The following is a 23,428-nucleotide window of genomic DNA, read 5'->3' on the forward strand; positions in this document are numbered from 1 at the left end:
AAGATTACTTTTAAATCCATAGTTTAAACAGAATGTTCCTATGGCGTTAGAATCTAACGAAAGACCTGACAAGCCAATTACCAAGTTCGAATCCATGCTCAAGACAGACGATGTCTATTTCTTTGATGCGGAGGATTTCGAGGATATTATTCACCATTATCTTAACAACGGTAAAATTTCCCTGGCAAAAAAAGGCATCAAGATCGGACTTCAACAGCACCCCGCCTCCATTGAGTTAAAATTGTTGCAGGTAGAGGTAATGGTTTTTGAAAACAATCTGGAAAGTGCGGAGGAATTATTGGACGAACTTCAGTTGTTGGATGCCCACAATGAAGAAATATATATTCAGCGTGCAAACATCTACTCTAAAAAAGACAACCATGAGGCCGCAGTGGCTCTGCTTCAAAAAGCATTGGATATATCTACCAATTCTTTTGATATTTTTTCCTTGTTGGGTATGGAGTATCTTTTTATGGACGACTTTAAATCGGCCAAGAAAAGTTTTATGCGCTGTGTAGAGTTCGACAACCAAGATTATTCTTCCCTTTACAACGTCATATACTGTTTTGAGTTTTTAGAGGATTATGATGGGGCTATAGCCTACTTAAATGAATACTTGGAAAAAAACCCCTATTGCCAAGTTGCATGGCACCAGTTGGGCAAGCAGTACTATGAAAAAGAAATGTTTCAAGAAGCATTGACCGCTTTTGATTTTGCCGTAATTTCAGATGACACCTTTATAGGTGCTTATTTTGAAAAAGGAAAAGTGTTGGAAAAATTAGGGAGATACAAAGAAGCTATAGAAAATTATGAAACGACCATAACCATTGAAGACCCCACTTCACATGCCTTTTTGAGAATCGGCAAGTGTTATGAAAAGTTAAAAAACAAAGAAATGGCCAAGTACTATTTCTACCAGACGGTACATGAAGACCCGCTGTTGGACAAAGGTTGGCTGGCTATTACAAACTTCTATTACAACGAAAAAAATTATTCGAAAGCACTGTACTACATAAACAAAGCATTGAATATTGATGGTGAGAACCCTTTGTATTGGAAAAAATGTGCGAATATAAATTTCGCCCTAAAAAATTACGACCAAGCAGACTTCGCCTTTAAACAAGTAGTTGATCTAGGAAACTATGAATTGGACACTTGGTTAAAATGGGCAGATGTGGCCCATATAAACGGAGACACCTATGCGGCGGTACAAATACTTTCGCAAGGAAGGGAATTTTACCCCAACAATTTAAAAATTATCTATAAGACCGTAGGTTTTCATCTTATTTTACAAGATTTCATAAATGCAAGAATAAGTTTAATGGACGCCCTTAAACTAGACAAAAAGCAAAAACAGATACATCTTTTCTTCAATCAATTTCCCGAATACAGCAATTCTGATTGGATTAATGCTATTTTAGCGAGCTACAAAAAAGCTTCTTGACTTTTTACTCCTAAATTATGGGAAATAGAAATTTATTAGATTACATATTTATTACCCTGAAAGGTATTGCCATGGGTGCCGCAGATGTTGTACCCGGGGTATCTGGCGGAACAATCGCCTTTATTTCAGGTATCTACGAAGAACTTATTACCTCTATAAACAACATAAACCTAGGCCTACTGAAGACTTTGAAGGACGATGGTTTTAAAACGGTTTGGGCCAAAGTAAACGGCAATTTCTTATTAGCGCTTTTTACAGGAATATTCATTAGCCTTTTTTCACTGGCAACCTTGGTAAGCTGGCTGCTCGAAAACGAACCTATTTTACTATGGTCTTTCTTTTTTGGACTAGTGGCAGCTAGTGTGTTTTTTGTAGGCAAGGAAATTCAAAAATGGCATTTAGGAACCATTTCGGCTCTTGTTATCGGGGCTTTAATCGCATTTTTTATCACCACTTTGCCTCCAAACGAAAATGTGGATGGCCTGCCCTTTTTATTCTTGTCGGGAGCATTGGCCGTCTGTGCCATGATTTTACCGGGCATCTCCGGCGCCTTTATCTTGGTTCTACTTGGTTCATACAAAACAATATTGGATGCTGTTCATGAAAGAGACGTTAAAATAGTTGTAACGGTCGGTATAGGTGCCATTTTTGGTCTTCTTAGTTTTGCCAAACTATTAAAATGGATGTTCACTAATTACAAGAACATTACATTGGCCCTTCTTACCGGTTTTATTGTAGGTTCTTTGAACAAGATATGGCCCTGGAAAAGAATTTTGGAAACCAAGGTATATGGTGATAAAACAGTAATTATAGATACCAACACCTCTCCGTTAAGCTACGAAGGCGACCCACAAATATTCTATGCCATCCTTGCTGCCCTCATAGGTTTTTCCCTTATTTTTATATTGGAAAAAACTGCTTCTAAAAAGTAAGAGAGGTCCCAAATGAACGATTCACGAACCTTACAGGATAAACTATTCCTAATCATCAAAGGACTTTGTATGGGGGCCGCCAATAAAGTCCCGGGCGTTTCTGGTGGTATCGTAGCCTTTGTTGCCGGATTTTACGAAGAGTTTATTTATTCTCTCCAAAAGATCAATGGCAAAGCCTTAAAGCTGTTGATCAACGGAAGGTTCAAAAGCTTCTATAGGTACATTAACGGTTCGTTTCTTACCCTATTGATCTTTGGTATGCTGGTAAGTTATTTCAGCATTTCAAAAGTGTTGGACTATTTTCTAGAAAAAAAGGAACTATTTGTATGGTCCGCTTTTTTCGGAATGATCTTGGGGTCTATCTACTATATCGGAAAAGATTTTGGTCAATGGACAAAAAAGACAATACCCGCCGCCTTAATTGGTTTGGCCGTGGGCATATCTATAAGTTTTTTAAACCCCGCTAAAGAAAACGACAACCTTCTTTTTATTTTCTTTTGCGGAATCATAAGTGTATCGGGTATGACGTTACCAGGGCTCTCGGGATCTTTTATCCTTATTTTATTGGGAAATTACGTCTTGTTATTAGTAGACTCGGTAAACGCCCTTTACGATACGTTTTCTGAAATATTATTAGGCGACTTTAGCTTTACCTCTAACACAGAACGCTTAAGAACCTTAAAAATATTGGCTGTTTTCACATTAGGTTCTGCCACGGGCCTAGTTACCTTGTCACATATTCTAAGTTATGTACTTAAACATTACAAGCATATTACCACTGCGGTAATTTTAGGTTTTATAACCGGGTCTTTAGGGGTAGTTTGGCCCTGGAAAAAGGCCATCTTCAAAAAAGATTTAGACGGCACTGTTCTTTTGGACTCCAATGGAAAAGAAATAATAATTAATTACGAACGCTATCTTCCCCACCTAGAACTTTCTGAAACATGGTGGGCATTCTTTTTTATTATTTTTGGAGTCAGCATATTATTACTTTTAGATTGGTATGGAAAAAACAGAAAAAGAACCACATAAGTTCGGATTGGTAGGCAAGAACATCTCTTACTCTTTTTCCAGGGGCTATTTTGCAAAGAAATTCAAGGAGCTAGGTTTAAACGGCTATAGCTATGTGAATTTTGATCTGGCCAACATCTCCGAACTAAATGACTTAATAGTCAAAACAGAAAATCTAAAGGGTTTAAACGTTACCATACCTTACAAAGAAGAGATTATTCCATTTTTAGAAAATTTGGATAATGCGGCAGCCGAAATAGGTGCGGTCAACACGGTCAAGTTCAATAAAGATTCTATGACAGGCTACAACACAGATGCCTATGGGTTTCAGAAATCACTGGAGCCACATCTAAAAGAATACCATAAAAATGCTTTGATATTAGGTACTGGCGGAGCATCAAAAGCCATTGCCTATGTTTTAAAAAAATTAGAAATCCCTTACAAATTTGTTTCAAGAACAAAAAGGGAAGATGGTTATACCTACCCAGAATTGACAAAAGACATTATCGAAGACCGTTTGCTTATCATAAATTGTACCCCATTGGGAACCTATCCAGATGTAGATAACAAACCCAACATCCCCTATGAACACTTGAACAAAAGACATCTTTTGTTCGATTTAATATACAACCCCGAAACAAGTGCTTTCCTAAAGAACGGACGAGCTAAGGGAGCCACCACGTTAAATGGGTTAAGAATGTTGGAGTTACAAGCAGAAAAAGCATGGGAAATATGGAACCGATGATCGAAATATAGCGGTGTAAAATTTCTACCAACAAATCAATTCCTATTTTAACCAAATGGTTTCAAGAAAAAAATTACCAGAAGATAGACCTATTGCACAAATCAAAAAGAACAGTTATATTCTTTGCAATTCTTATCGTTGTTACTATATTGTAAACACCTAATATTGGAAAATGTCAGAAGAGGAAAAAAACATAATACCTGAGAAAAAAGTGATAGAAGACAACCCCAAAGTTGCCAATGCGGAAGAATCCAATTTAAAGGAAAATACCGAAAAAGTGGAGGAACAAAAGACTGCCGAGGAAGCTGACAATACGTTGGAAACCCAAACAGAATCGGAAGTTTTAGACGAGATAGAAGAAAGCAACGCAGAGGATGCCGAGGATACCGATACGCAAAAACGCCACGAAATACCATTGCTGGACTACCATTCAATGTCAATGGAAAACTTGGTCGGAGAGCTACAAAGGTTGGTACGAAACGAAAAAGTACAAGCTATTAAAAAGCATGTGGACAGTATCCGTGACGAGTTTAATTTAAAATTTCAAGATTTTATTGAACAGAAAAAGGAAGATTTTATAGCGAACGGGGGAAATGAGATAGACTTCAAGTACAATTCTGTTACCAAGAGACAGTTTAATGAAGTTTATGCCGAATACCGCGAAAAGAGAAATCAACATTACAAGAACCTAGAAAAAAGCCATAAAGAAAATTTAGCGTACAGACTTGAACTAATCGAGGAATTAAAAAGTCTTGTCAATGTTGAAGAAGATATAAATACCACCTATAAGAATTTTAAGGAAATACAAGAGAAGTGGCGAAATGCAGGCCCTATACCTAGAACGGAATACAATAATGTATGGCGCACCTATCACCACCATATTGAAATTTTCTACGATTTTCTTCACTTGAACAGAGAGCTTAGAGACCTTGACTTTAAGCACAATTTAGAAGAAAAACTAAAAATTGTGGAAAGAGCGGAAGCTTTGGCCGCCGAACCAGATTTAAACAAGGCTTTTAGAGAGTTACAGCTGCTACATAAAATATGGAAAGAAGATATTGGCCCTGTTGGCAAAGAACATAGAGAAGAAATATGGCAAAGGTTTAGCAATGCCACCAAAGTAATACACGAAAGAAGGCAAGAATACTTCAAAGAACTGGATGAGCTTAACGAGCAGAATTTAGAAAAGAAAAACGGTATTATCCAGGAGATCAAAACACTCTCGGAAAATATTGCGAACAACCACAGAGAATTACAAAAGCAGATAAAGCAGTTAGAGGAGCTTAGAGAAGCTTTCTTTAAAGCAGGCAAAGTACCACAGAAAGACAACGAAAAAACATGGACAGCCTTTAAGACAGCGGTTAGAAGCTTTAATAGAAACAAAAATGCTTTCTATAAAAATCTAAAAAAGGAGCAACAAGAAAACCTGGACAAAAAAAGAGCTCTTTTAGAGATTGCCCTTTCATTAAAGGATAGTGATGATTTTGACAGCACCACTGCAGAAATGAAGCGCATTCAAAGTGAATGGAAAAAAATTGGCCATGTACCAAGAAAGTTTTCCGATAAGCTATGGAAAGAGTTCAAAGATGCCTGCAACCATTACTTTGACCGCCTACATGCGTCAAAGAACGATTCTTATAAAGAAGAGTCTGAGAACTTAGAGAAAAAGGAAGTTATTCTATCAAACCTAAAAGCCTTTGAACTAAGCGGTGAAAGGGAAGCCGATCTGCAGAAGATAAAAGAATTCATGGAAGACTGGAAAGCAATTGGCCATGTACCCTTTAAACAAAAAAACATAAACCAGAAGTTCAATAAAATAATCGACGCTCTTTTTAACAAGTTAAATATTAGCCCTCAAGAATCTGAGCTATTAAAATATGGCAATAAGCTTCAAAAGCTAAAAGAAGATGACAACCAAGAAAGGGCCATTCAAAAAGAACGTAGTTTTATCAGGAAAAAAATTGAGGAAAGTAAAAATGAAATTCGCCAATTAGAGAACAACCTTCAGTTTTTCTCTAACGATTCGGAAAACAATCCTTTGGTAAAAGACGTAATAAAAAGGGTAGAAAGTCATAAAGAGGCGTTGATTTCTTGGAAAAACAAACTCAAGAAACTGAATATTCTTCAAAACAACCTTCAAAAAGACACAGAGGAAGACACTGGTTCTGAAGAAGAGTAAAAAATACTATACCGTAAATGTTCGTCAATGACAATACCATGTTACCTGTTTTATAAACTAACCTTTTTTATAATATAGCTATGAAAACATATGTTCAAAAAAGTTTAGCTCTTATAACACTTGTCTCTTTGGCGAGCTGTGGTGATTTTGAAAGTTTTAAAAAGCATGAGGAAGAACCATTATCTACCGTAGATTGGTCTGACAAAGAAGTAAATCTAAAAAGTATAGATTCTTTGGTACACGGAAAATCATATCTTTCGGTATACTCTCAAGTATACAGTTACACCGAACATACGTCTTTAGACCTGACAGCCACGGTTAGTATGCGAAACACAAATTCTGACGCTAAAAGCTATTTATTAAAGGCCGACTACTATGACACCCATGGAAAAAAATTACACTCTTATGTTGACGCCCCCATAGCTCTTGACGAACTTGAAACTTTAGAGATCGTCATTGCCGAGTTTGACAAAAAGGGTGGTACCGGAGCCAATTTTATTTTTGAGTGGGCGGTAGAACCCGCGAGCAGTAAACCTATTTTTGAAGCCGTAATGATATCTACATATGGCCAACAAGGTCTTTCGTTCATTACCCAAGGACATCAAATAGAATAAAAAAAATATTCCATAAAAAAGAGGGCTGTTAGCCCTCTTTTTTATGGAATATATATTGTTTATTTTGCAACGTTTACAGCTCTCGTTTCTCGTATTACCGTTACTTTCACCTGTCCGGGATAAGTCATATCGGTTTGTATTTTTTGCGATATCTCAAATGATAATTGAGCCGCTCTCTCATCATTCACTTTTTCACTTTCAACGATTACCCTAAGCTCTCTACCCGCCTGTATAGCGTAGGCTTTCTGCACACCGCTAAAACCAAAGGCTATTTCTTCAAGATCTTTTAATCGTTGTATATAAGAGTCCAGCACCTGTCTTCTCGCTCCAGGTCTGGCACCACTAATAGCATCACAAACCTGTACTATTGGAGATATCAATGTTTTCATCTCTATCTCGTCATGGTGCGCCCCTATTGCATTGCACACTTCTGGTTTTTCTCCATATTTTTCTGCCCACTGCATACCTAAAATAGCATGTGGTGTTTCTACCTCAGCTTCGGTATTGGGCACTTTACCTATATCATGTAATAAACCAGCTCTTTTGGCAATTTTAGGGTTCAGCCCTAATTCAGAGGCCATGACCCCACAAAGTTTAGCAACCTCACGTGAGTGCTGTAATAAATTCTGTCCGTATGAAGAACGATATTTCATTCTACCTACGGCCCTAATAAGTTCTGGATGCAGCCCGTGTATACCCAAATCTATGACCGTACGTTTTCCTATCTCTACAATCTCGGCCTCTATTTGCTTTTCCGTCTTTTTAACGATCTCCTCAATTCTTGCCGGGTGTATTCTACCATCGGTCACCAACTTGTGCAACGATAACCGGGCCACTTCCCTTCTTACAGAATCGAAACAGGACAAGATAATGGCCTCTGGGGTATCATCTACTATTATCTCTACCCCGGTAGCAGATTCCAGTGCCCTAATATTTCTTCCTTCCCTACCAATGATCCTACCTTTAACATCATCGGATTCAATATTAAAAACAGACACACAATTCTCTACGGCCTCCTCTGTACCTATTCTCTGAATGGTATTGATTACTATTTTTCTTGCCTCTTGCTGTGCCGTTAATTTGGCTTCCTCTACCGTGGTCTGAATATACCCCATGGCATCGGTTTTGGCCGTATCCTTAAGACTCTCTATTAGCTGACTTTTGGCTTCCTCTGCAGACAATCCGGATATCACTTCCAGTTGTTGAACTTGGCTTTTGTGAAGTCTATCTACTTCTGATTGCTTTTTCTCATAGAACTCTTTTCTATGCTCAAGATCTTTCAGTTTATTGTTCAACTGGGCATTCAATTGCTTGTTCTTGGCAAGCTCACTACTTACTTGAGACTCTTTGTCCCTAGTTCTTTTTTCAGCTTCGGCAATTTTCTTGTCTTTATTAATGATGACCTTTTCATGCTCGGCCTTCAATTCTAAAAATTTCTCCTTTGCCTGTAAAATTTTATCCTTTTTAATGTTTTCCCCTTCAATTTTCGCCTCTTTTACAATATGGGCCGCCTCTTTTTTTGCATTGGCTATTGTTTTAGAGGCCTTCCCCTTTTCCATAAACTTGGCAATCGCAAAACCAACTGCCAAACCTATAATACCTACTATTATAATCATTGTACTATCCATAGTGTCATATATATATTTAAAAAAAAAGCCCACATTGGAGAAGTTTTGTACAAACTCCGGTAAACAGGTTTAGGGCTAACAGACTGATCAAGGATCCTTATACAAGTAAGGCTTGCTTTTACAACCTAAACTCACCCTTTTTAAACAAATTAATGTTGAGTTCGTCAAAAGATAATACCAATGTGGGCAGTAACTTAATGTATTTTAAAGAACGTTTTTATTTTGCAGCCAGCTGAGAATCGACCAAATCGGCAAGCGCTTTTAAACGTTCCTCCGCTTTTTTGGTTCCTTCTGTTTGTTCTATGCCTTTCTGCTCTATTTTTGAGGCAAACTGTAAGGCGCACATGGCCAAAACATCTTGCTTATCCCTAACGGCATAATTTTGCTCAAACTTTTTGGCCAAATGTTCTATATTTTTGGCCGCTTTTCTTAAACCTTCCTCTTGACTGGGATCTATCGTTAATGGGTAGACCCTATCCGCAATGGAAAGCTTTATTTTGAGCTTTTCTGACATATCGTTAACATTATTCCGAAAGCTGTGCTATACAATAGTCCAACTCCCTAATCAATGTATTTATTTTAAGCTTAGCTTCTGTTTTATTTGTATTACTGCCAAGCATCGTATTTGCAAGTTTAAGCGAATTATACTTTTCCTCCCATTCGGAAACCATTTGCTGTGTTTTCTCCTGATCGGCCTTTATACTCATCAATTCATCTTCCAGCGTCTTATTAGCCTTGTTAAGAACTTCCAATCTATGAAGCAACTTGCTAATCTTATTCTCTAAGGAATCAACGATTTTAATTAATTCGCCCATACACAAATTTGATGCGATTTACACAAAGTTAACATTCGTTTATTGACTTAGCAATACTTTTTATAAATATTCTTTTGCCATTTACCTAAACCACCGAAAACATTAGCCTTTAAAGTCATTTGTTATATTTACCATCTCCAACTTTCACCAATTGACGGCTATTAATTATTTTCGTACCAACTTTATAATCGCTATGAAAAAAATCGCCATAACACTACTGCTAATATTTTCCATGAATTTGTTCGGGCAAGAAAACTATCCTAAAGACGCCTTTAGGTTGCCCTTGGACATACCAATAATTTTGGCCGGTACCTTTGGTGAATTACGCTCCAATCATTTTCATTCGGGCATCGATATCAAAACCCAACAAAGAGAAGGTCTTCCGGTGTACAGTATTGCAGATGGTACCATTACTAGAATAAAAGTATCGCTTTGGGGGTATGGCAAAGTTATATATGTAGCACACCCTAACGGATATACCTCGGTATATGGGCATCTTCAAAAATTTTCCCCAAAAATAGAAGCCTATATAAAAGAACTGCAATACAAAAAAAAGTCGTACGAGGTGGAAGTCTTTCCAAATTATGGCGAGCTAAAGTTAGAGAAAGGGGAGCTTATAGCTTATAGTGGTAACACTGGAGGCTCTTCTGGGCCCCATCTTCATTTTGAAATACGAAGTAGCATATCGGAAAAGCCAACAAATCCATTATTGTATGGTATAGAAGTGGCGGATGCGACCAACCCTACTCTAGAAAAACTGTTCGTATACCCACTATCGCAAGATGCCCAAGTAAACCAAAGTACAGACAAAATTCAAATCAATTATAGTAAACAGCCGGACGGCTCCTATTTGGCCAACAAGATAAATGCCCTCGGAAAAATTGGTATCGGATTTGTTGGTTTTGACCGGCAAGATATGGCCGCGAACAAAAACGGGGTGTACTCGGTCTCTTTAACGGTTAACGGAAAAACATATAGTTCATATGACTTTGAATCTTTTTCTTTTGGTGAAACCAGGTATATAAACACCCTTATCGATTATGAACATTATGGACAATACGGGCAAAGAATCCAAAAGACTTTTAGGTCACCCGGCAACAACCTGAGCATCTACAAAGAGCTTTATAACAATGGCACTATTGATATAAGGGAAGGTTTAAGCTACAATGTTAAACTCACAATCAAAGATTACAAAGGCAACGATGTTACCCTTAACATTCCTATTGAAGGAAAAAGGGAAGAAATCAAAATTGCGAAAGACGCTGAAAAAACCGATAATTTTGTGATAGCCAAAAAGCCCAATAATTTTGATTTGGGAGCCGCCAAGGTATATTTTCCCGAAAATACCTTTTATGAAGATTTTTATATCGATTTAAAAAAGGGCCAAGACACCGTGACCATTCATAGAAATACGGTTCCGGCCCACAGAAACTTTACCATCACGTTCGATGTTGACAAATATTCCGATGAAGAACGCAAAAAACTTTTTATCGCTAGATTGGACAGTAAGCTAAGACCAAGTTATATAAGTACCTATAAAAGGGCCAATACATTCACCGCCAGAACCAGGTACCTAGGTACATATACTTTGGCAAAAGATACCGTTCCCCCCAAAATAAGGACCAAGAATTTTAAAGAAAAGCAATGGCTTAACAACTACAAATATTTAAGTGTTCATATTTCTGATGACCTTAGCGGAATTAATACCTATTCCGCCACCCTGAACGGCGAATGGATATTAATGGAGTACGAACCTAAAAGAAATACACTTACCTATAATTTTGACGATAAGATCTTAGATAAAAAACAATGTAAACTCGTTGTTACCGTTACAGATAATGTAGGCAATACCAGCACACTGTCTACTTCCTTTTATAGAAAATAAAATCTTTGGGATTTTGCAAACATTTTTTTCTGCTCATGTTATTCTGCCAAACTATTTGTATTGGGCAGAATGCGACTATTACAGGGGTTGTATTGAACGAAAACAATGAACCCCTATCTAATGTAAATATTGTTTCAGAAGAAAATGGAACCGCAACGGACGATAACGGCTTTTATATTTTAAGCATACTCTCAGACACAAAAGTCTCTATCACATTTACCCATTTAGGTTATAAGAAGGTGATACTGAAGAACCTTTTACTTGGCACCAACGAAACTTTTGAGTTTAACCCCGTCCTTAAGTTAAATACCATTCAGGTAGATGGAGTAACCGTGACACCAAATGGCGAAAAAAAAGTAAACGATATTCTATCTATTTCACCTGAACAAGCAAGAAAAATACCAGGGGCCAATGCCGGTGTAGAGAACATTCTAAAATTATTACCAGGGGTTACCTCTAATAACGAACTTAGCACACAGTATTCTGTACGTGGCGGCAACTATGACGAAAACCTGATCTACATTAACGAAATAGAAGTATATCGGCCTTTCTTGATCAGATCGGCACAGCAAGAAGGTTTAAGCGTTGTAAACAGTGACCTAACGCAAGATGTGAAATTCTCTCCCGGGGGCTTTCAGGCAAAATATGGCGACAAGCTGTCATCGGTATTGGACATTACCTATAAAACCCCCTCTTTATTTACCATTAAAGGAGATATTAGTTTATTGGGTATTAGTACAAGCCTAGAAACAAGGGCAAAAAACAAAAGATTCGGTAGTATTACGGGTGTACGGCATAGAAACAACGCCTTATTGTTAAACAGTCTACAAACCCAGAGCAATATTAGGCCTTCGTTTACGGACGTTCAAAGTTTTATGAGCTATCAATTCTCCAACAAGTTCAATCTTAATTTTTTAGGAAATATTTCTGTTAACAACTATAAGAACGAACCCTTTCAACGGCAAACAAATTTTGGCACTTTTAATGCTCCCCAAACCCTTAGCATTTTCTACGAAGGATCAGAAGTCAACCGATACAGCACGGCATTAGGAGCTTTAAAGGGAAATTACTACCTAAATCAGAATACCACCCTTAAATTAATATCTTCCATTTACCACACCACTGAAGAAGAATATTCAGACGTAGTGGCCTCCTATGCCTTGGGAGAAGTGGACAGCAACCCAAATAGCGAAAATTATGGCGGCCCCACAAATACAAGGGGCGTAGGATCACAGTTCAACAGATCCAGGAACGATCTAGATGCCTTGATATTTAATCTAGAACATAAAGGTATCCATCATAAAAACGATACAAAATTAGAATGGGGCGCCAAATACACCCATGAAGATATAAGAGATCAGCTCAGGGAATCTGAATTTATAGATTCCTTGGGATTTTCGGTCCGCCCCCCTACTAGCGAATTCATAAACGATCAACCAGAAACACCTTTTAACGCCCCATTAGTTGCCTACCAGAACGTAAATGCTATCAATTTTGTTAAAACAAATCGTTTTATGGGCTATGTGCAGATAGGGGTTCAAAAAAAATGGAAAGAACATAATATTTATTATAATGTGGGGCTTAGGTCCCAACATTGGACAGTAAGTGGCAAAAAAGTTGAAAAAGTGGCACAGACCGTTCTTAGCCCAAGAGTACAATTCGCAATTAAACCAAATTGGAAAAAAGACATGCTCTTTAGATTGTCTGGAGGTGTATACCACCAACCTCCTTTTTATAGAGAGCTAAGGGACAGCACTGGCACCGTTAACCCAAACGTTAAGGCACAAAGGTCCTTACACTTGGTAGCAGGTAACGAGTATAGCTTTTTGTTATGGAACCGGCCATTTAAACTTATTACAGAAAGCTATTACAAAAAATTAGACCATGTTAACCCTTATACTTTAGAAGATATTCGTATACGGTACAGTGCAAATAACAGTGCAAAAGCATATGTTTATGGGGCCGAATTAAGAATGAACGGGGCTTTTGTTCCCAGTACCGAGTCATGGATAAGCCTAGGTTACCTGCAGACCAAAGAAAACAGAAACGGCAGGGGGTATATTTCAAGACCCACCGATCAGCGCTTTAAGATGGGGATTCTTTTTCAAGACTACATTCCAAATATTCCCGATTTAAAAATGTATTTGAACTTGGTATACAGTACTGGTGTACCAGGTGGGTCCCCCAGCTATGCCGACCCTTACATTTTTCAGAATAGATTAAGAGATTATAAGCGTGCTGATTTAGGAATTTCCTATATTTTTGCAAGCAAGAACAAAACCTTTGAAAATGATCATTGGTTACGCTCTTTTAAAGAACTAAGTGTTGGTTTTGAGATTTTTAACCTGTTCAACAATCAAAATTCGATAACAAACACGTGGGTGCGAGATGTAGATAGCAAAAACGAATATGCCGTACCTAATTATCTTACGTCCAGGGTTCTTAATTTAAGACTACAAATGAGATTGTAATTACTATGCAAAAAATAATTTTCTTCTTAATATTATTAGGTAGCGTTACCGTAAACGCCCAAAAGAATATTTATGAAAATGCGAGGTTCGACCAATTGAGCCGCAACCACAAAGTACTGGCCATACTACCATTTCTGACCAATTTAGATTTAAAGATCAACGCCACGGCCGAAGATTTAAAATCTTTGGAAGAAAAAGAAGGGTATGCCGTACAGAATGCCCTGGAAACTTATTTCTCTAAAAGAAAGAAGAAAAAGAAATTGTCGGTAGAATTTCAAAACACCAAAGATACCAAAGCCATTTTGGCCCAGAACAATATCGATTATAGTAATATTGATGTATACACGACCAAACAATTAAGCGAAATATTAGGTGTCGATGCGGTCATTAGCGGTACCATCGACTTAAAAGTTCTTTTATCAAAAGGGGTCTCTACAGATTTTAGTATCACCGATTATTTTTCTGGAAACGCAGATTATGGTCGTATAGGTGTTAAGATCAGCGATGGTGATACCGGTAAGTTACTATGGAAGTACGAAAAGGAAATCAATAAAAAAACAGGCAAGAACACCACTGACCTAATTGATAAAATGATGAAACTTGCCATTAGAAAATTTCCTTACGAAAAAGAGAGAAAAAAGGACAGAAAAGAATAACCAGCAATGTGTTATTGCAACGTAAACTCCTTTAATACGCCGACCGTATAATCTATATCCTCTTTTGTATTATATTTTGAGAAAGAGAAGCGCAATGATGGTTTCTTCAAATCTTCTTCGTTCAAAATTTCCGACAGCACATGAGAGCCCTTATCGCTTCCAGACTGGCATGCACTACCTTTAGAACAAGCGATACCCTTAATATCTAAATGAAATAATAACATCAACCCTTTCTCTGGGGTTACGGGCAAACATACATTTACCAATGTATAAGTGCTCTTATCCATATTACCAGAAAGACCATTGAACTTCGCATCCGGTATTTCGGTCTTCACTTTCTCTATAAAGTATCTTTTTAGTTCTGAAACATATTGTTGTTCTTCCTTCAAATTGTCATACGCCAAAACAAAAGCTTCCTCTAAACCTACAATATTATGAAAGGCTTCAGTACCGGCGCGGTATCCCCTTTCTTGTGCACCTCCCGATATCATACAACCTAATCCAGAATTTTTTCTTATAAAGGCAAAACCAACTCCTTTAGGCCCATGGAATTTATGTGCGGCGGCCGCCAAAAAATCTACGGGAACTTCTTTAACATCCCACTCAAAATGCCCAATGGACTGTACAGAATCGGAATGAAAAAGAGCTCCGTGATCTTTCACTAAATTAGCAATTGACAGAACATCTATCTTATTACCTATTTCATTGTTTACGTGCATTAAACTTACTAGTTTCTTACTATCGTCCTTCTGCAACAATTCTTTCAAATGCTCCTGCTTTGGGGTCCCGTCGGCATCAAGATCTACAAACTCTAGGTTTATTAGGCCATTATCTCGTAAATCTTCAACGGTATGAAGCACCGCATGGTGTTCAATTTTACTGGTAATTATGGTCTTTACCCCCAAATCTTTGACGGCACATCTTAGTATCATATTATCTGCTTCTGTACCACCAGAAGTAAAAATAATCTCTGAAGGATGAGCGTTCATTCGTTTAGCAATGGTCTTTCTAGCGCTTTCTATGGCTGTTTTGGCCGTTCGCCCAAAACTATGGGTAGATGACGGGTTACCATAATCGTTCGTTAAGGCATCTTGCATCTTGGCAATTACCTCGTCCCTAACCCTTGTTGTAGCCGCATTATCTAAATAAACATGTTTCATTGCTCTCACAGTCATTTTAAAGGGGACAAAAATAATTTAATTTAAGTTAATTTACACTTAAATGCTTTTAAAGCTTTCTCGGCATATCCAATATTTAATTTAAATTTGAATCATGAAAAAATGCATCGGTATTATTCTCTTTACACTATTGTTTTCTTGTAATGATGGTGACCTTGAAATAGAAACCATAGATTTTAACAGTATTGAAACCATTCAATATTGCGATGAAATATCCACAACATCGTCCAATGTACTTTTTAAGATAAACGGGGACGAGGCCTTGATCATAGAACTGCCTAGCGAAGCGATCAAAAATGAAGCTACGACCGAGGATATTGTTATTGAAGTAGATGAATCGGCGTCTGTGATTTATCGTGTATTTTCAGATGATGTAAGCTCTAGCTATTTTTGCGATGATGTTCCTCCGGTCTCGCCCACAGTTTTAACGGAGGTGAACGCCGAAGACGGGCAAATTTATATAACTACCGTAGCCGTAGACTCCGTAACCTTTGAGCATACCATAGCATTAAGTGGTATTTCATTGGTAACCGATGATGATAGTAGAATAACAGATCTTAGCATTAACGAATTCGGGGTTATAACCACAAGTTTATAACGATCAATAGTTCTGGTAGATATAGACCTCGGTAGCGCCCAGACCGTATTTCTGGTAATCGGCATCGTAGTACTTCACGTTTTCGTATTTCTTAAACAGATAATAGAGTTCTTCTTTTAATACTCCGGCCCCTACCCCATGTATAAAAACTACTTTTTGAATTCGCTTGCGAATGGCAAAATCCAATTGTCTTTTTGCCGTTTCCAACTGCAAGTTCAACATATCATGGTTGCTTAGCTTTTTCGGATTTTTAACCAATTGATTAATATGGAGGTCCACCTCCATTTTAGGCATATTCCTCTCTTTTGGTTTTACGACCTTTATATTTTTTCTTTTTGGAAGTTCCTTTTCTTTTTTAACCAATGCAACCTCATAGTTGCTCACTTTTATATCATTGTCTATTCTAACCAATTCACTGCTATCAAATTGCAAAGAAAAACCATCATCGCTATCGACCGTAACAATAGAACCGTTGATCTTAACAATTTTACCACTGATCACATCATCAATGGCCTCTACCCTGTCTCCTATTTTTAAATCTGCCAAAGTTTTGTTTTGATTAGTCAAAAATAATGGTAATTTTCGGCTTTCGAACAATTATCAAATATGCGGTTTTTAACTTTTTTTTACTTCTTGGGTATCGAAAACTATATGCTTCCATGCTTTACCAAACAGATTTTTGATATGGATTGCCCAGGTTGTGGCCTGCAAAGATCTCTTCTTTTTTTAGTGAGAGGAGAATTTGTTTCTGCCTTTAAAATGTACCCCGCCATATACCCCATGCTTTTACTGTTCATGTTTTTGTTGATCAGCAAATCTACCCATATAAAATATTCTAATTTGATTACCAATGTATTAATGGTAACAACCGTAGGTACAGTATTGATCAATTACATACTAAAATTCATATAACTAAACCTTTAAATTATGGAACAACAAAAATTACCCAATGTTACTATTATCATAGTACTATCCATTCTTGGCTTCGTTTGCTGCTGCTTCGCAGGATTACCCGGAATATTGCTAGGTGGTATAGGACTATTTCTTGCTCAGAAAGATGAAAAGACCTATAAAGCAAATCCAGAGGATTATTCTAACTACAGTACCTTAAAGACTGCAAAAATTATTGCTATCGTGGTTCTTGTATTGGGTATAATCTATTTTTTAATGACTGCCTGGTCTATCTACAATACAGGTTGGGACGCGCAAATGGAACAGTCTCGCCAGATTTTAGAACAATGGGGAATCGAAGAATAAATAAATATGGCCAATCAACCTTTACCTGGGGCAAGTAATGCTCTAACATTCGGAATATTATCCATTGTATTGACCATATTCTGTTGTGGTCCCTTCGGTGCTATATTTAGTTTTATCGGCTTAAGCAATGCTAAAAAAGCTGAAAACGTTTATAAAACTGATTCGGATAATATGTATAGTGGTTTCGAAAATGTAAAAACAGGAAGAATCTTATCCTATATTGGACTAGGTCTTGCCCTTGTCTATTTAATTTTCGCCATTATTTACTTTGGTGCCATTGTAGCTTTAGTGATGGCATCGTCGCAAGGAGAATTTTAATTATATATAATAACAGCGATAAAAAAAATCCTCGATGTACATCGAGGATTTTTTTATACCTATTTTTTAAATTCGGAGAGTGTTTTAATGATAATTGAAACACAATCCATCAATTGTTCACGGTTCATCACCAAGGGTGGTGCAAACCTTATAATGTTGCCATGGGTAGGTTTGGCCAATAATCCATTTTCTTTCAATGCCAAACAAATATCCCAAGCGGTAGAACTATCTTCGGTATCGTTTACCAAAATGGCATTTAAAAGACCTTTGCCCCTAACACTGTTTACCAAATCACTGGTTGGTATAAACTTATTTAACTCCGACCTAAAAAGTTCGCCCAACTCAAATGCATTTTCAGCAAGGTTTTCTTCCTTAACAACTTCCAAAGCTGCCATACCCACTGCTGCCGCTATTGGGTTTCCTCCAAATGTACTACCATGGTTGCCCGGACGTATAACTCCCATGACATCGTCATCGGCCAAAACGGCCGACACAGGATAGGCACCGCCAGAAAGCGCTTTCCCTAAAATTAAGATATCGGGTTTTACATTCTCATGATCAACTGCTAACATTTTACCTGTTCTGGCAATACCTGTTTGTACTTCGTCCGCAATAAAAAGTACCCCATATTTCTCGCACAATGCCTTGGCCTTGTTCAAATAGCCTTCAGTAGGTACATAAACACCCGCTTCTCCCTGAATAGGTTCTACTAAAAAACCAGCAACATTTTTATTGGATTTCAAAGCCGCTTCCAAGGCTTCAAGATTATCGTACTCTATTTTTATAAATCCATCGGTATACGGTCCAAAATTCTTACGTGCTATGGGATCGTTACTGAAAGATATGATAGTAGTGGTTCTACCGTGAAAGTTATTTTCACAGACAATGATCTGCGCCTCGTTTTCCGATATTTTCTTTTTCTCATAAGCCCATTTTCTACAAATTTTCAAGGCAGTCTCCACCGCTTCTGCCCCAGTATTCATAGGTAACAATTTGTCGAACCCGAAAGTCTCGGTCACGTATTTTTCATATCGGCCCAACATATCATTGTAAAAAGCCCTTGAAGTCAAGGTTAACCTTTGGGCCTGGTCGGTCATTGCCTTTACAATTTTTGGGTGGCAATGTCCTTGGTTTACTGCCGAATAGGCCGAAAGAAAATCGTAATATCTTTTTTCTTCAACGTCCCAAACGTACACACCTTTGCCCCTGCTCAATACTACTGGTAAGGGGTGGTAATTGTGTGCTCCGTACTTGTTCTCTAAATCAATCGCCTGTTGCGATGTTAATTGCTCTAAAATAGCCATTTCATTATGAAATTAAAGTTGATAAAATAACCATTCCTACTGTACCTTTATTCTTTCGAAGACTCGAAAAAGCAGCGTGGGAGAGAAATCATCCTTGAAGGGTATCAAAAATACAAATTTAAGTTATCAAAATAAACAATATCGACGAACGCCCACATTCATTGTTAATACTATGTATAACTATATTCGCATTCCAAAGAAACCATTTATTTTTGCGCTATGCGAAAAAAGAAAAAGCGGCAGGTATTCGAAAATGTCGAAGTAGTAGATGCCGGAGCAAAAGGAAAGACCATTGGAAAGGCGCCCGACGGACGGGTCATTTTTTTGACCAATACTGTTCCGGGAGATATAGTGGATGTTCAGACCACAAAAAAGAGAAAAGCCTATTTTGAGGGCTCGGCCATAAAGTTTCATACTTTATCCGACAAGCGGGTTTCTCCAGAATGCCAGCATTTTGGGATCTGTGGAGGCTGTAAATGGCAAAATATGGGTTACGGGCACCAACTCTATTTCAAACAAAAAGAGGTTGAGAACAACCTAAAACGCATAGGCCATTTGAATCTTCCTGAAATAGACCCTATTCTAGGTTCTAAAGAGCAATATTTCTATCGTAACAAAATGGAATTTTCATTTTCCGATAGTAGATGGTTAACATTGGACGAAATAAACTCTAATGATGAAATAACAGATAAAAATGCCTTAGGTTTTCACATTCCGGGTATGTGGGACAAAATATTGGACATTAAAAAATGCCATTTACAACGTGATCCTTCAAATGCCATTAGACTGGCTACCCGTAATTTTGCCATAACCAATGAATTGTCATTTTTTAACCCCAGACGGCAACATGGTCTGCTCAGAACCCTTATGATCCGTACCGCATCAACAGGTGAGTTAATGGTCTTGATACAATTTTATGAGGACAACAGAATAAAACGAGAGCTTTTATTGAACCATCTTAAAGAAACTTTCCCTGAGATAACCTCTCTTTTGTACGTCATCAACCAGAAGCAGAACGATACAATTTATGACCAAGAAATCATATGCTTTAATGGACGCGACCATATATTCGAGGAAATGGAAGGTCTTAGATTCAAAATAACGGCCAAATCTTTTTACCAGACCAATTCTGAACAGGCGTATGAACTATACAAGATTACCAGACAGTTTGCCGACCTTAAAGGTGATGAGCTTGTCTACGACTTATACACTGGCACAGGAACCATAGCGCAATTCGTGGCAAAAAAGGCTAAAAAAGTAGTAGGTATAGAATCTGTACCTGAAGCCATTGCCGATGCAAAGGCCAATGCCGCTCGCAATAAAATCGATAATGTAGATTTTTATGTAGGTGATATGAAAAATGTTTTTAACGAACAATTCATTGCCGAAAATGGGGTACCCGATATTATCATAACAGACCCCCCAAGAGATGGTATGCACAAAGATGTGGTACAGCAAATATTGAACATATCTCCCAAAAGAGTAGTCTATGTTAGCTGCAACAGTGCTACACAGGCTAGAGACTTAGCCCTAATGAAAGAAATGTACAACGTGGTAAGAGTACAGCCCGTTGATATGTTTCCGCAAACCCACCATGTCGAAAATGTTGTACTTTTGGAAAAGAAAAAATAACATGGCGAAATTTCGATTGTTCGTTTTTATCTTACTTGGTATTCTCATGGCCGCCTCTTGTGAAAAGGATGATATTTGTGTAGAAGGGGATACTCCATTACTAGTCATCGAATTTTATGATATTTCCGATACGTCCACATTAAAAAGTGTAACGGCGTTACGAGTGGTCGGTGAAGGTCAAAGTACAACGGTAAACACGGTATCTGACAGATCCGATTTAAGCACCATCACCATACCGCTAAAGACCGATTCGGACGAAACAACTTTTTTGTTGATTTCCGATTCTGCCTCTGATGACTCAGGAGCTGAGACCGGTAACATAGATACGGTTACCTTTAATTATGAGCGTATCGAAGATTTTGCCTCACGTGCCTGTGGTTTTGTTATCAGTTATTCAAATCTATCGGCAAACGTACAAACGGACAGCGAACCTTGGATAGCGGATATTGAAGTCGTTATAAGTGATATTACAAACTCAGATTCAACCCATGTTAAGATATTTCACTAGTATTTTTATTCTTCTAAGTGCAATATCCTCTATTGCACAAAGTAAACCTATTGATACCCAACCAAAAGATACGGTCGTATATAAACAGTCTTATGGCATTAGAGCTGGTATAGATTTAAGCAGACCTATAATTTCTGCCCTTGACGACAACTATAGGGGATTTGAAATCGTTGCCGATTATAGACTTACTCAAAAACTATATATTGCCGCAGAACTTGGGACAGAAGACAAAACCAAGCAAGAGGACCTGTACAACTTTACTACATCTGGGAGTTATCTAAAAGTTGGTCTGGACAACAATACATATGCAAATTGGTACGGAGAACAAAATTCTATTCATATGGGAGGCCGTTTGGCCTTTAGCTCTTTTAGCCAAACCCTGAACAATTATCAATATTACGACTCTAATAGATACTGGAATGCCGATTCATTTGCCGAAGGTTCTAGCGTAGCCGAAGAATTTTCTGGAAGAACCGCAGTTTGGGTCGAAGCTGTATTTGGAACCAAAGTAGAATTATTTGCCAATATATTTATGGGCGCAAGTATTAGATTAGGTTTTTTGGTTTCAAATAGTGACGGAGGAGACGATCGTTTCCCTAACCTATGGATTCCCGGTTTTAACAAGGTTACCGACGGAAGCAACTTTGGTGTAGGTTACAACTACTCAATTTCATACTTCTTGCCTCTATATAAGAAGAATAAAAAAACTGAGAAGAAAATAGAAGAACTGGAAAAAGAACAATAACTATAGTTCTTTGATCTCTTTCATAAAAATCCACTTCATCATTAGTTTTTCTTTTCCTTTTATTTGAGTCACCGCAAATTTAGGAGATACGACCATCGCCATTATGGCCGAAAGAATGGAGATATAAACTGGTTTGATATCTGAAATAAATGCGAGACCAAATCTTGCCAACAAAAAAATAACGGCAAATCCGATGAAATTAAAAACCAATGCCTTTTGTTTTGCTTTCATTTATTTAAGATCTGTTGTGTTTGGCTTTTTTACTTCCTTCGTACATCTCGTACTTTACCAGTCTGGATTCTAAGTGACTATTAAAAACCTTTATTTTTCTAGAAGGCCTAAGCCCAACAAATTTTAAAGCATCTAGGTTAGAGGTTATCATCCAAGCATTTGTACCCGGATATCCTTGCTTTAATGTATCTCCGATAGCACTATAAAAATTTTCCATTTCAATATCCAAACGTTCTCCATAGGGCGGGTTAAAACAAATATGTAACGGTCCATCGGTTTCTTTTCTTGTCTTAAAAAAATCTTTCCTCCCTACGGTGATATACTCCGACAAATGGGCATTTTCAATATTATCCTGCGCCTTTCTTACTGCCGATGGCGCTTTATCATAACCTATAATAGTGTGATGAAATTCCCGTGCCTTTTTAAGGCTTGCATCTACAATCTTGCCATAAAGTTCTTCATCAAAATCATACCATTTTTCAAAAGCAAACCCTTTTCTATTAATATTAGCAGGAATATTACATGCAATCATAGCGGCCTCGGTCAACATAGTTCCACTACCACACATAGGATCCAGAAAATCACATTGTCCGTCCCATCCACTCAATAACAGCAGACCCGCGGCCAATACTTCATTTATTGGAGCTATATTCGTAGCCGTTCTGTAGCCTCTGTGGTGCAGGCTGCTACCCGAACTATCTAAAGACACATTACAGTTATTCTTATGAATATGAACATTTATTCTTAAATCAGGATTTTTAACATCAACATCGGGTCGTTTACCATCGGTATCCCTGAATTTATCAACAATAGCATCTTTTGTTTTTTGAGAAACATATAGCGAATGCGTAAAATTATCGGAATGTACCGTGGTATCAATAGCAAAAGTGTCGTCGACAGAAAGGTATTCTGACCAATCCATACGATAAATTTTACGGTAAAGGTCATTTTCGTTACTTACCTGAAACGAGTGTATGGGCTTTATAATTTTAATAGCGGTTCTAAGGCACAGATTTGCCTTGTACATAAAACCGTTATCCCCTTCAAAAGTGACATTACGCACACCTTCTTTAACATTTCTGGCACCAAGGTTTCTAAGTTCCTTTGCCAATATTTCCTCAAAGCCAAAAAGTGTTTTGGCCACCATTTTAAAATTATTACCCATAAGCTATTTTTAGCGTAGCGCAAAAATACACTAATTTTGACGCAGAGAAAGGTTCAGCTCTCTGATCCAATACGAAATAAATTATAAATGATTTATATTTTACCAATTCTTG

Annotated in this window: 25 protein-coding genes and 1 other RNA gene (1 of these 26 only partly in view); 17 read left to right on the top strand and 9 right to left on the bottom strand. The window is 37.6% G+C overall.

Features of this window, described 5'->3' with window-relative positions; translation table 11 throughout:
* Window positions 1-40 precede the first annotated feature (40 nt).
* The 6 genes from AB657_RS07215 to AB657_RS07240 all read left to right on the top strand — a co-directional run bounded on the left by AB657_RS07215 (window position 41) and on the right by AB657_RS07240 (window position 6,925).
* Window positions 41-1,444 (top strand): tetratricopeptide repeat protein, encoded by a 1,404-nt coding sequence (locus AB657_RS07215; protein WP_047245878.1) that lies wholly within the window; start codon window positions 41-43, stop codon window positions 1,442-1,444.
* Between the two features lie 17 nt (window positions 1,445-1,461).
* Entirely contained in the window at window positions 1,462-2,376 is a 915-nt protein-coding gene (locus AB657_RS07220; RefSeq protein WP_047245879.1) for a DUF368 domain-containing protein, read from the top strand.
* Window positions 2,377-2,388: 12 nt separating this feature from the next.
* Window positions 2,389-3,408 (top strand): DUF368 domain-containing protein, encoded by a 1,020-nt coding sequence (locus AB657_RS07225; protein ID WP_047245880.1) that lies wholly within the window; start codon window positions 2,389-2,391, stop codon window positions 3,406-3,408.
* Entirely contained in the window at window positions 3,380-4,132 is a 753-nt protein-coding gene (locus AB657_RS07230) for a shikimate dehydrogenase family protein (RefSeq protein ID WP_047245881.1), read from the top strand. The genes AB657_RS07225 and AB657_RS07230 overlap by 29 nt, the downstream gene beginning before the upstream one ends.
* Before the next feature lie 172 nt (window positions 4,133-4,304).
* Entirely contained in the window at window positions 4,305-6,311 is a 2,007-nt protein-coding gene (locus tag AB657_RS07235; RefSeq protein ID WP_047245882.1) for a DUF349 domain-containing protein, read from the top strand.
* An 80-nt stretch (window positions 6,312-6,391) separates the two neighbouring features.
* Entirely contained in the window at window positions 6,392-6,925 is a 534-nt protein-coding gene (locus tag AB657_RS07240; protein WP_047245883.1) for a DUF3124 domain-containing protein, read from the top strand.
* A gap of 59 nt (window positions 6,926-6,984) precedes the next feature.
* Here the strand turns inward: AB657_RS07240 and rny are convergent, their stop codons facing one another.
* The 4 genes from rny to AB657_RS07255 all read right to left on the bottom strand — a co-directional run bounded on the left by rny (window position 6,985) and on the right by AB657_RS07255 (window position 9,368).
* The gene (gene rny / locus AB657_RS07245; protein WP_047245884.1) at window positions 6,985-8,553 is read right to left on the bottom strand and encodes a ribonuclease Y; all 1,569 of its coding nucleotides are present in this window, start codon (window positions 8,551-8,553) and stop codon (window positions 6,985-6,987) included.
* A gap of 51 nt (window positions 8,554-8,604) precedes the next feature.
* A non-coding RNA gene (gene ssrS, locus AB657_RS17835) (6S RNA) lies at window positions 8,605-8,714 on the bottom strand.
* Between the two features lie 56 nt (window positions 8,715-8,770).
* A complete protein-coding gene (locus AB657_RS07250; RefSeq protein WP_047245885.1) occupies window positions 8,771-9,067 on the bottom strand; it encodes a cell division protein ZapA in 297 nt (98 codons plus the stop codon).
* 10 nt (window positions 9,068-9,077) lie between these two features.
* Window positions 9,078-9,368, bottom strand: a complete 291-nt coding sequence (locus tag AB657_RS07255; protein WP_047245886.1) for a hypothetical protein — start codon at window positions 9,366-9,368, stop codon at window positions 9,078-9,080.
* A 193-nt stretch (window positions 9,369-9,561) separates the two neighbouring features.
* Here AB657_RS07255 and AB657_RS07260 point away from each other — a divergent pair, with 193 nt between their 5' ends.
* From AB657_RS07260 to AB657_RS07270, 3 genes are read left to right on the top strand one after another with little or no spacing between them, the layout of a single operon-like run.
* Window positions 9,562-11,253, top strand: a complete 1,692-nt coding sequence (locus AB657_RS07260; RefSeq protein ID WP_047245887.1) for a M23 family metallopeptidase — start codon at window positions 9,562-9,564, stop codon at window positions 11,251-11,253.
* 35 nt (window positions 11,254-11,288) lie between these two features.
* Window positions 11,289-13,724, top strand: a complete 2,436-nt coding sequence (locus AB657_RS07265) for a TonB-dependent receptor (protein WP_047245888.1) — start codon at window positions 11,289-11,291, stop codon at window positions 13,722-13,724.
* A gap of 5 nt (window positions 13,725-13,729) precedes the next feature.
* On the top strand, window positions 13,730-14,380 hold the full coding sequence (locus AB657_RS07270; protein ID WP_047245889.1) for a hypothetical protein: 651 nt from the start codon (window positions 13,730-13,732) through the stop codon (window positions 14,378-14,380).
* An 11-nt stretch (window positions 14,381-14,391) separates the two neighbouring features.
* Here the strand turns inward: AB657_RS07270 and AB657_RS07275 are convergent, their stop codons facing one another.
* The gene (locus tag AB657_RS07275; protein WP_047245890.1) at window positions 14,392-15,540 is read right to left on the bottom strand and encodes a cysteine desulfurase family protein; all 1,149 of its coding nucleotides are present in this window, start codon (window positions 15,538-15,540) and stop codon (window positions 14,392-14,394) included.
* Between the two features lie 112 nt (window positions 15,541-15,652).
* Here AB657_RS07275 and AB657_RS07280 point away from each other — a divergent pair, with 112 nt between their 5' ends.
* Entirely contained in the window at window positions 15,653-16,156 is a 504-nt protein-coding gene (locus tag AB657_RS07280) for a hypothetical protein (protein WP_047245891.1), read from the top strand.
* Between the two features lie 3 nt (window positions 16,157-16,159).
* Here the strand turns inward: AB657_RS07280 and AB657_RS07285 are convergent, their stop codons facing one another.
* On the bottom strand, window positions 16,160-16,702 hold the full coding sequence (locus AB657_RS07285; RefSeq protein ID WP_047247866.1) for a Smr/MutS family protein: 543 nt from the start codon (window positions 16,700-16,702) through the stop codon (window positions 16,160-16,162).
* A 138-nt stretch (window positions 16,703-16,840) separates the two neighbouring features.
* On the opposite strand from AB657_RS07285, the gene AB657_RS07290 reads away from it, so the two are divergent.
* Genes AB657_RS07290 through AB657_RS07300 form a run of 3 tightly spaced genes read left to right on the top strand, consistent with a single transcriptional unit; the run spans window position 16,841 to window position 17,731 of the window.
* Window positions 16,841-17,068, top strand: coding sequence for a DUF2752 domain-containing protein (locus AB657_RS07290; RefSeq protein ID WP_232304855.1), 228 nt, complete (start codon window positions 16,841-16,843; stop codon window positions 17,066-17,068).
* Window positions 17,069-17,083: 15 nt separating this feature from the next.
* A complete protein-coding gene (locus tag AB657_RS07295; RefSeq protein WP_047245893.1) occupies window positions 17,084-17,413 on the top strand; it encodes a CCC motif membrane protein in 330 nt (109 codons plus the stop codon).
* A 6-nt stretch (window positions 17,414-17,419) separates the two neighbouring features.
* On the top strand, window positions 17,420-17,731 hold the full coding sequence (locus tag AB657_RS07300; protein ID WP_047245894.1) for a CCC motif membrane protein: 312 nt from the start codon (window positions 17,420-17,422) through the stop codon (window positions 17,729-17,731).
* A gap of 59 nt (window positions 17,732-17,790) precedes the next feature.
* On the opposite strand, the gene rocD is transcribed toward AB657_RS07300, so the two are convergent.
* Complete coding sequence (gene rocD / locus AB657_RS07305) at window positions 17,791-19,035, bottom strand: ornithine--oxo-acid transaminase (RefSeq protein WP_047245895.1); 1,245 nt, start codon at window positions 19,033-19,035, stop codon at window positions 17,791-17,793.
* Between the two features lie 219 nt (window positions 19,036-19,254).
* Between rocD and rlmD the strand changes: the two genes are divergently transcribed.
* The 3 genes from rlmD to AB657_RS07320 are packed head-to-tail and all read left to right on the top strand — an operon-like array spanning window position 19,255 to window position 21,920.
* On the top strand, window positions 19,255-20,667 hold the full coding sequence (gene rlmD, locus AB657_RS07310; RefSeq protein WP_047245896.1) for a 23S rRNA (uracil(1939)-C(5))-methyltransferase RlmD: 1,413 nt from the start codon (window positions 19,255-19,257) through the stop codon (window positions 20,665-20,667).
* Between the two features lies 1 nt (window position 20,668).
* Entirely contained in the window at window positions 20,669-21,175 is a 507-nt protein-coding gene (locus tag AB657_RS07315) for a DUF6452 family protein (protein WP_047247867.1), read from the top strand.
* On the top strand, window positions 21,156-21,920 hold the full coding sequence (locus tag AB657_RS07320; protein ID WP_047245897.1) for a DUF6048 family protein: 765 nt from the start codon (window positions 21,156-21,158) through the stop codon (window positions 21,918-21,920). The genes AB657_RS07315 and AB657_RS07320 overlap by 20 nt, the downstream gene beginning before the upstream one ends.
* Here AB657_RS07320 and AB657_RS07325 read toward each other — a convergent pair whose 3' ends face one another.
* Together AB657_RS07325 and AB657_RS07330 are read right to left on the bottom strand one after the other, a co-directional pair.
* Complete coding sequence (locus AB657_RS07325; protein ID WP_047245898.1) at window positions 21,921-22,151, bottom strand: hypothetical protein; 231 nt, start codon at window positions 22,149-22,151, stop codon at window positions 21,921-21,923.
* Window positions 22,152-22,155: 4 nt separating this feature from the next.
* Window positions 22,156-23,316 (bottom strand): THUMP domain-containing class I SAM-dependent RNA methyltransferase, encoded by a 1,161-nt coding sequence (locus tag AB657_RS07330; RefSeq protein WP_047245899.1) that lies wholly within the window; start codon window positions 23,314-23,316, stop codon window positions 22,156-22,158.
* Window positions 23,317-23,403: 87 nt separating this feature from the next.
* On the opposite strand from AB657_RS07330, the gene AB657_RS07335 reads away from it, so the two are divergent.
* Window positions 23,404-23,428: the 5' end (the start) of a ZIP family metal transporter gene (locus AB657_RS07335; protein ID WP_047245900.1), read on the top strand. The gene runs 647 nt beyond the window's last position; 25 of the gene's 672 nt are visible here — the first part of the coding sequence; its start codon is at window positions 23,404-23,406; its stop codon lies off the right edge, out of view.

The organism is Maribacter thermophilus, from assembly GCF_001020565.1.
GTDB lineage: Bacteria > Bacteroidota > Bacteroidia > Flavobacteriales > Flavobacteriaceae > Maribacter > Maribacter thermophilus.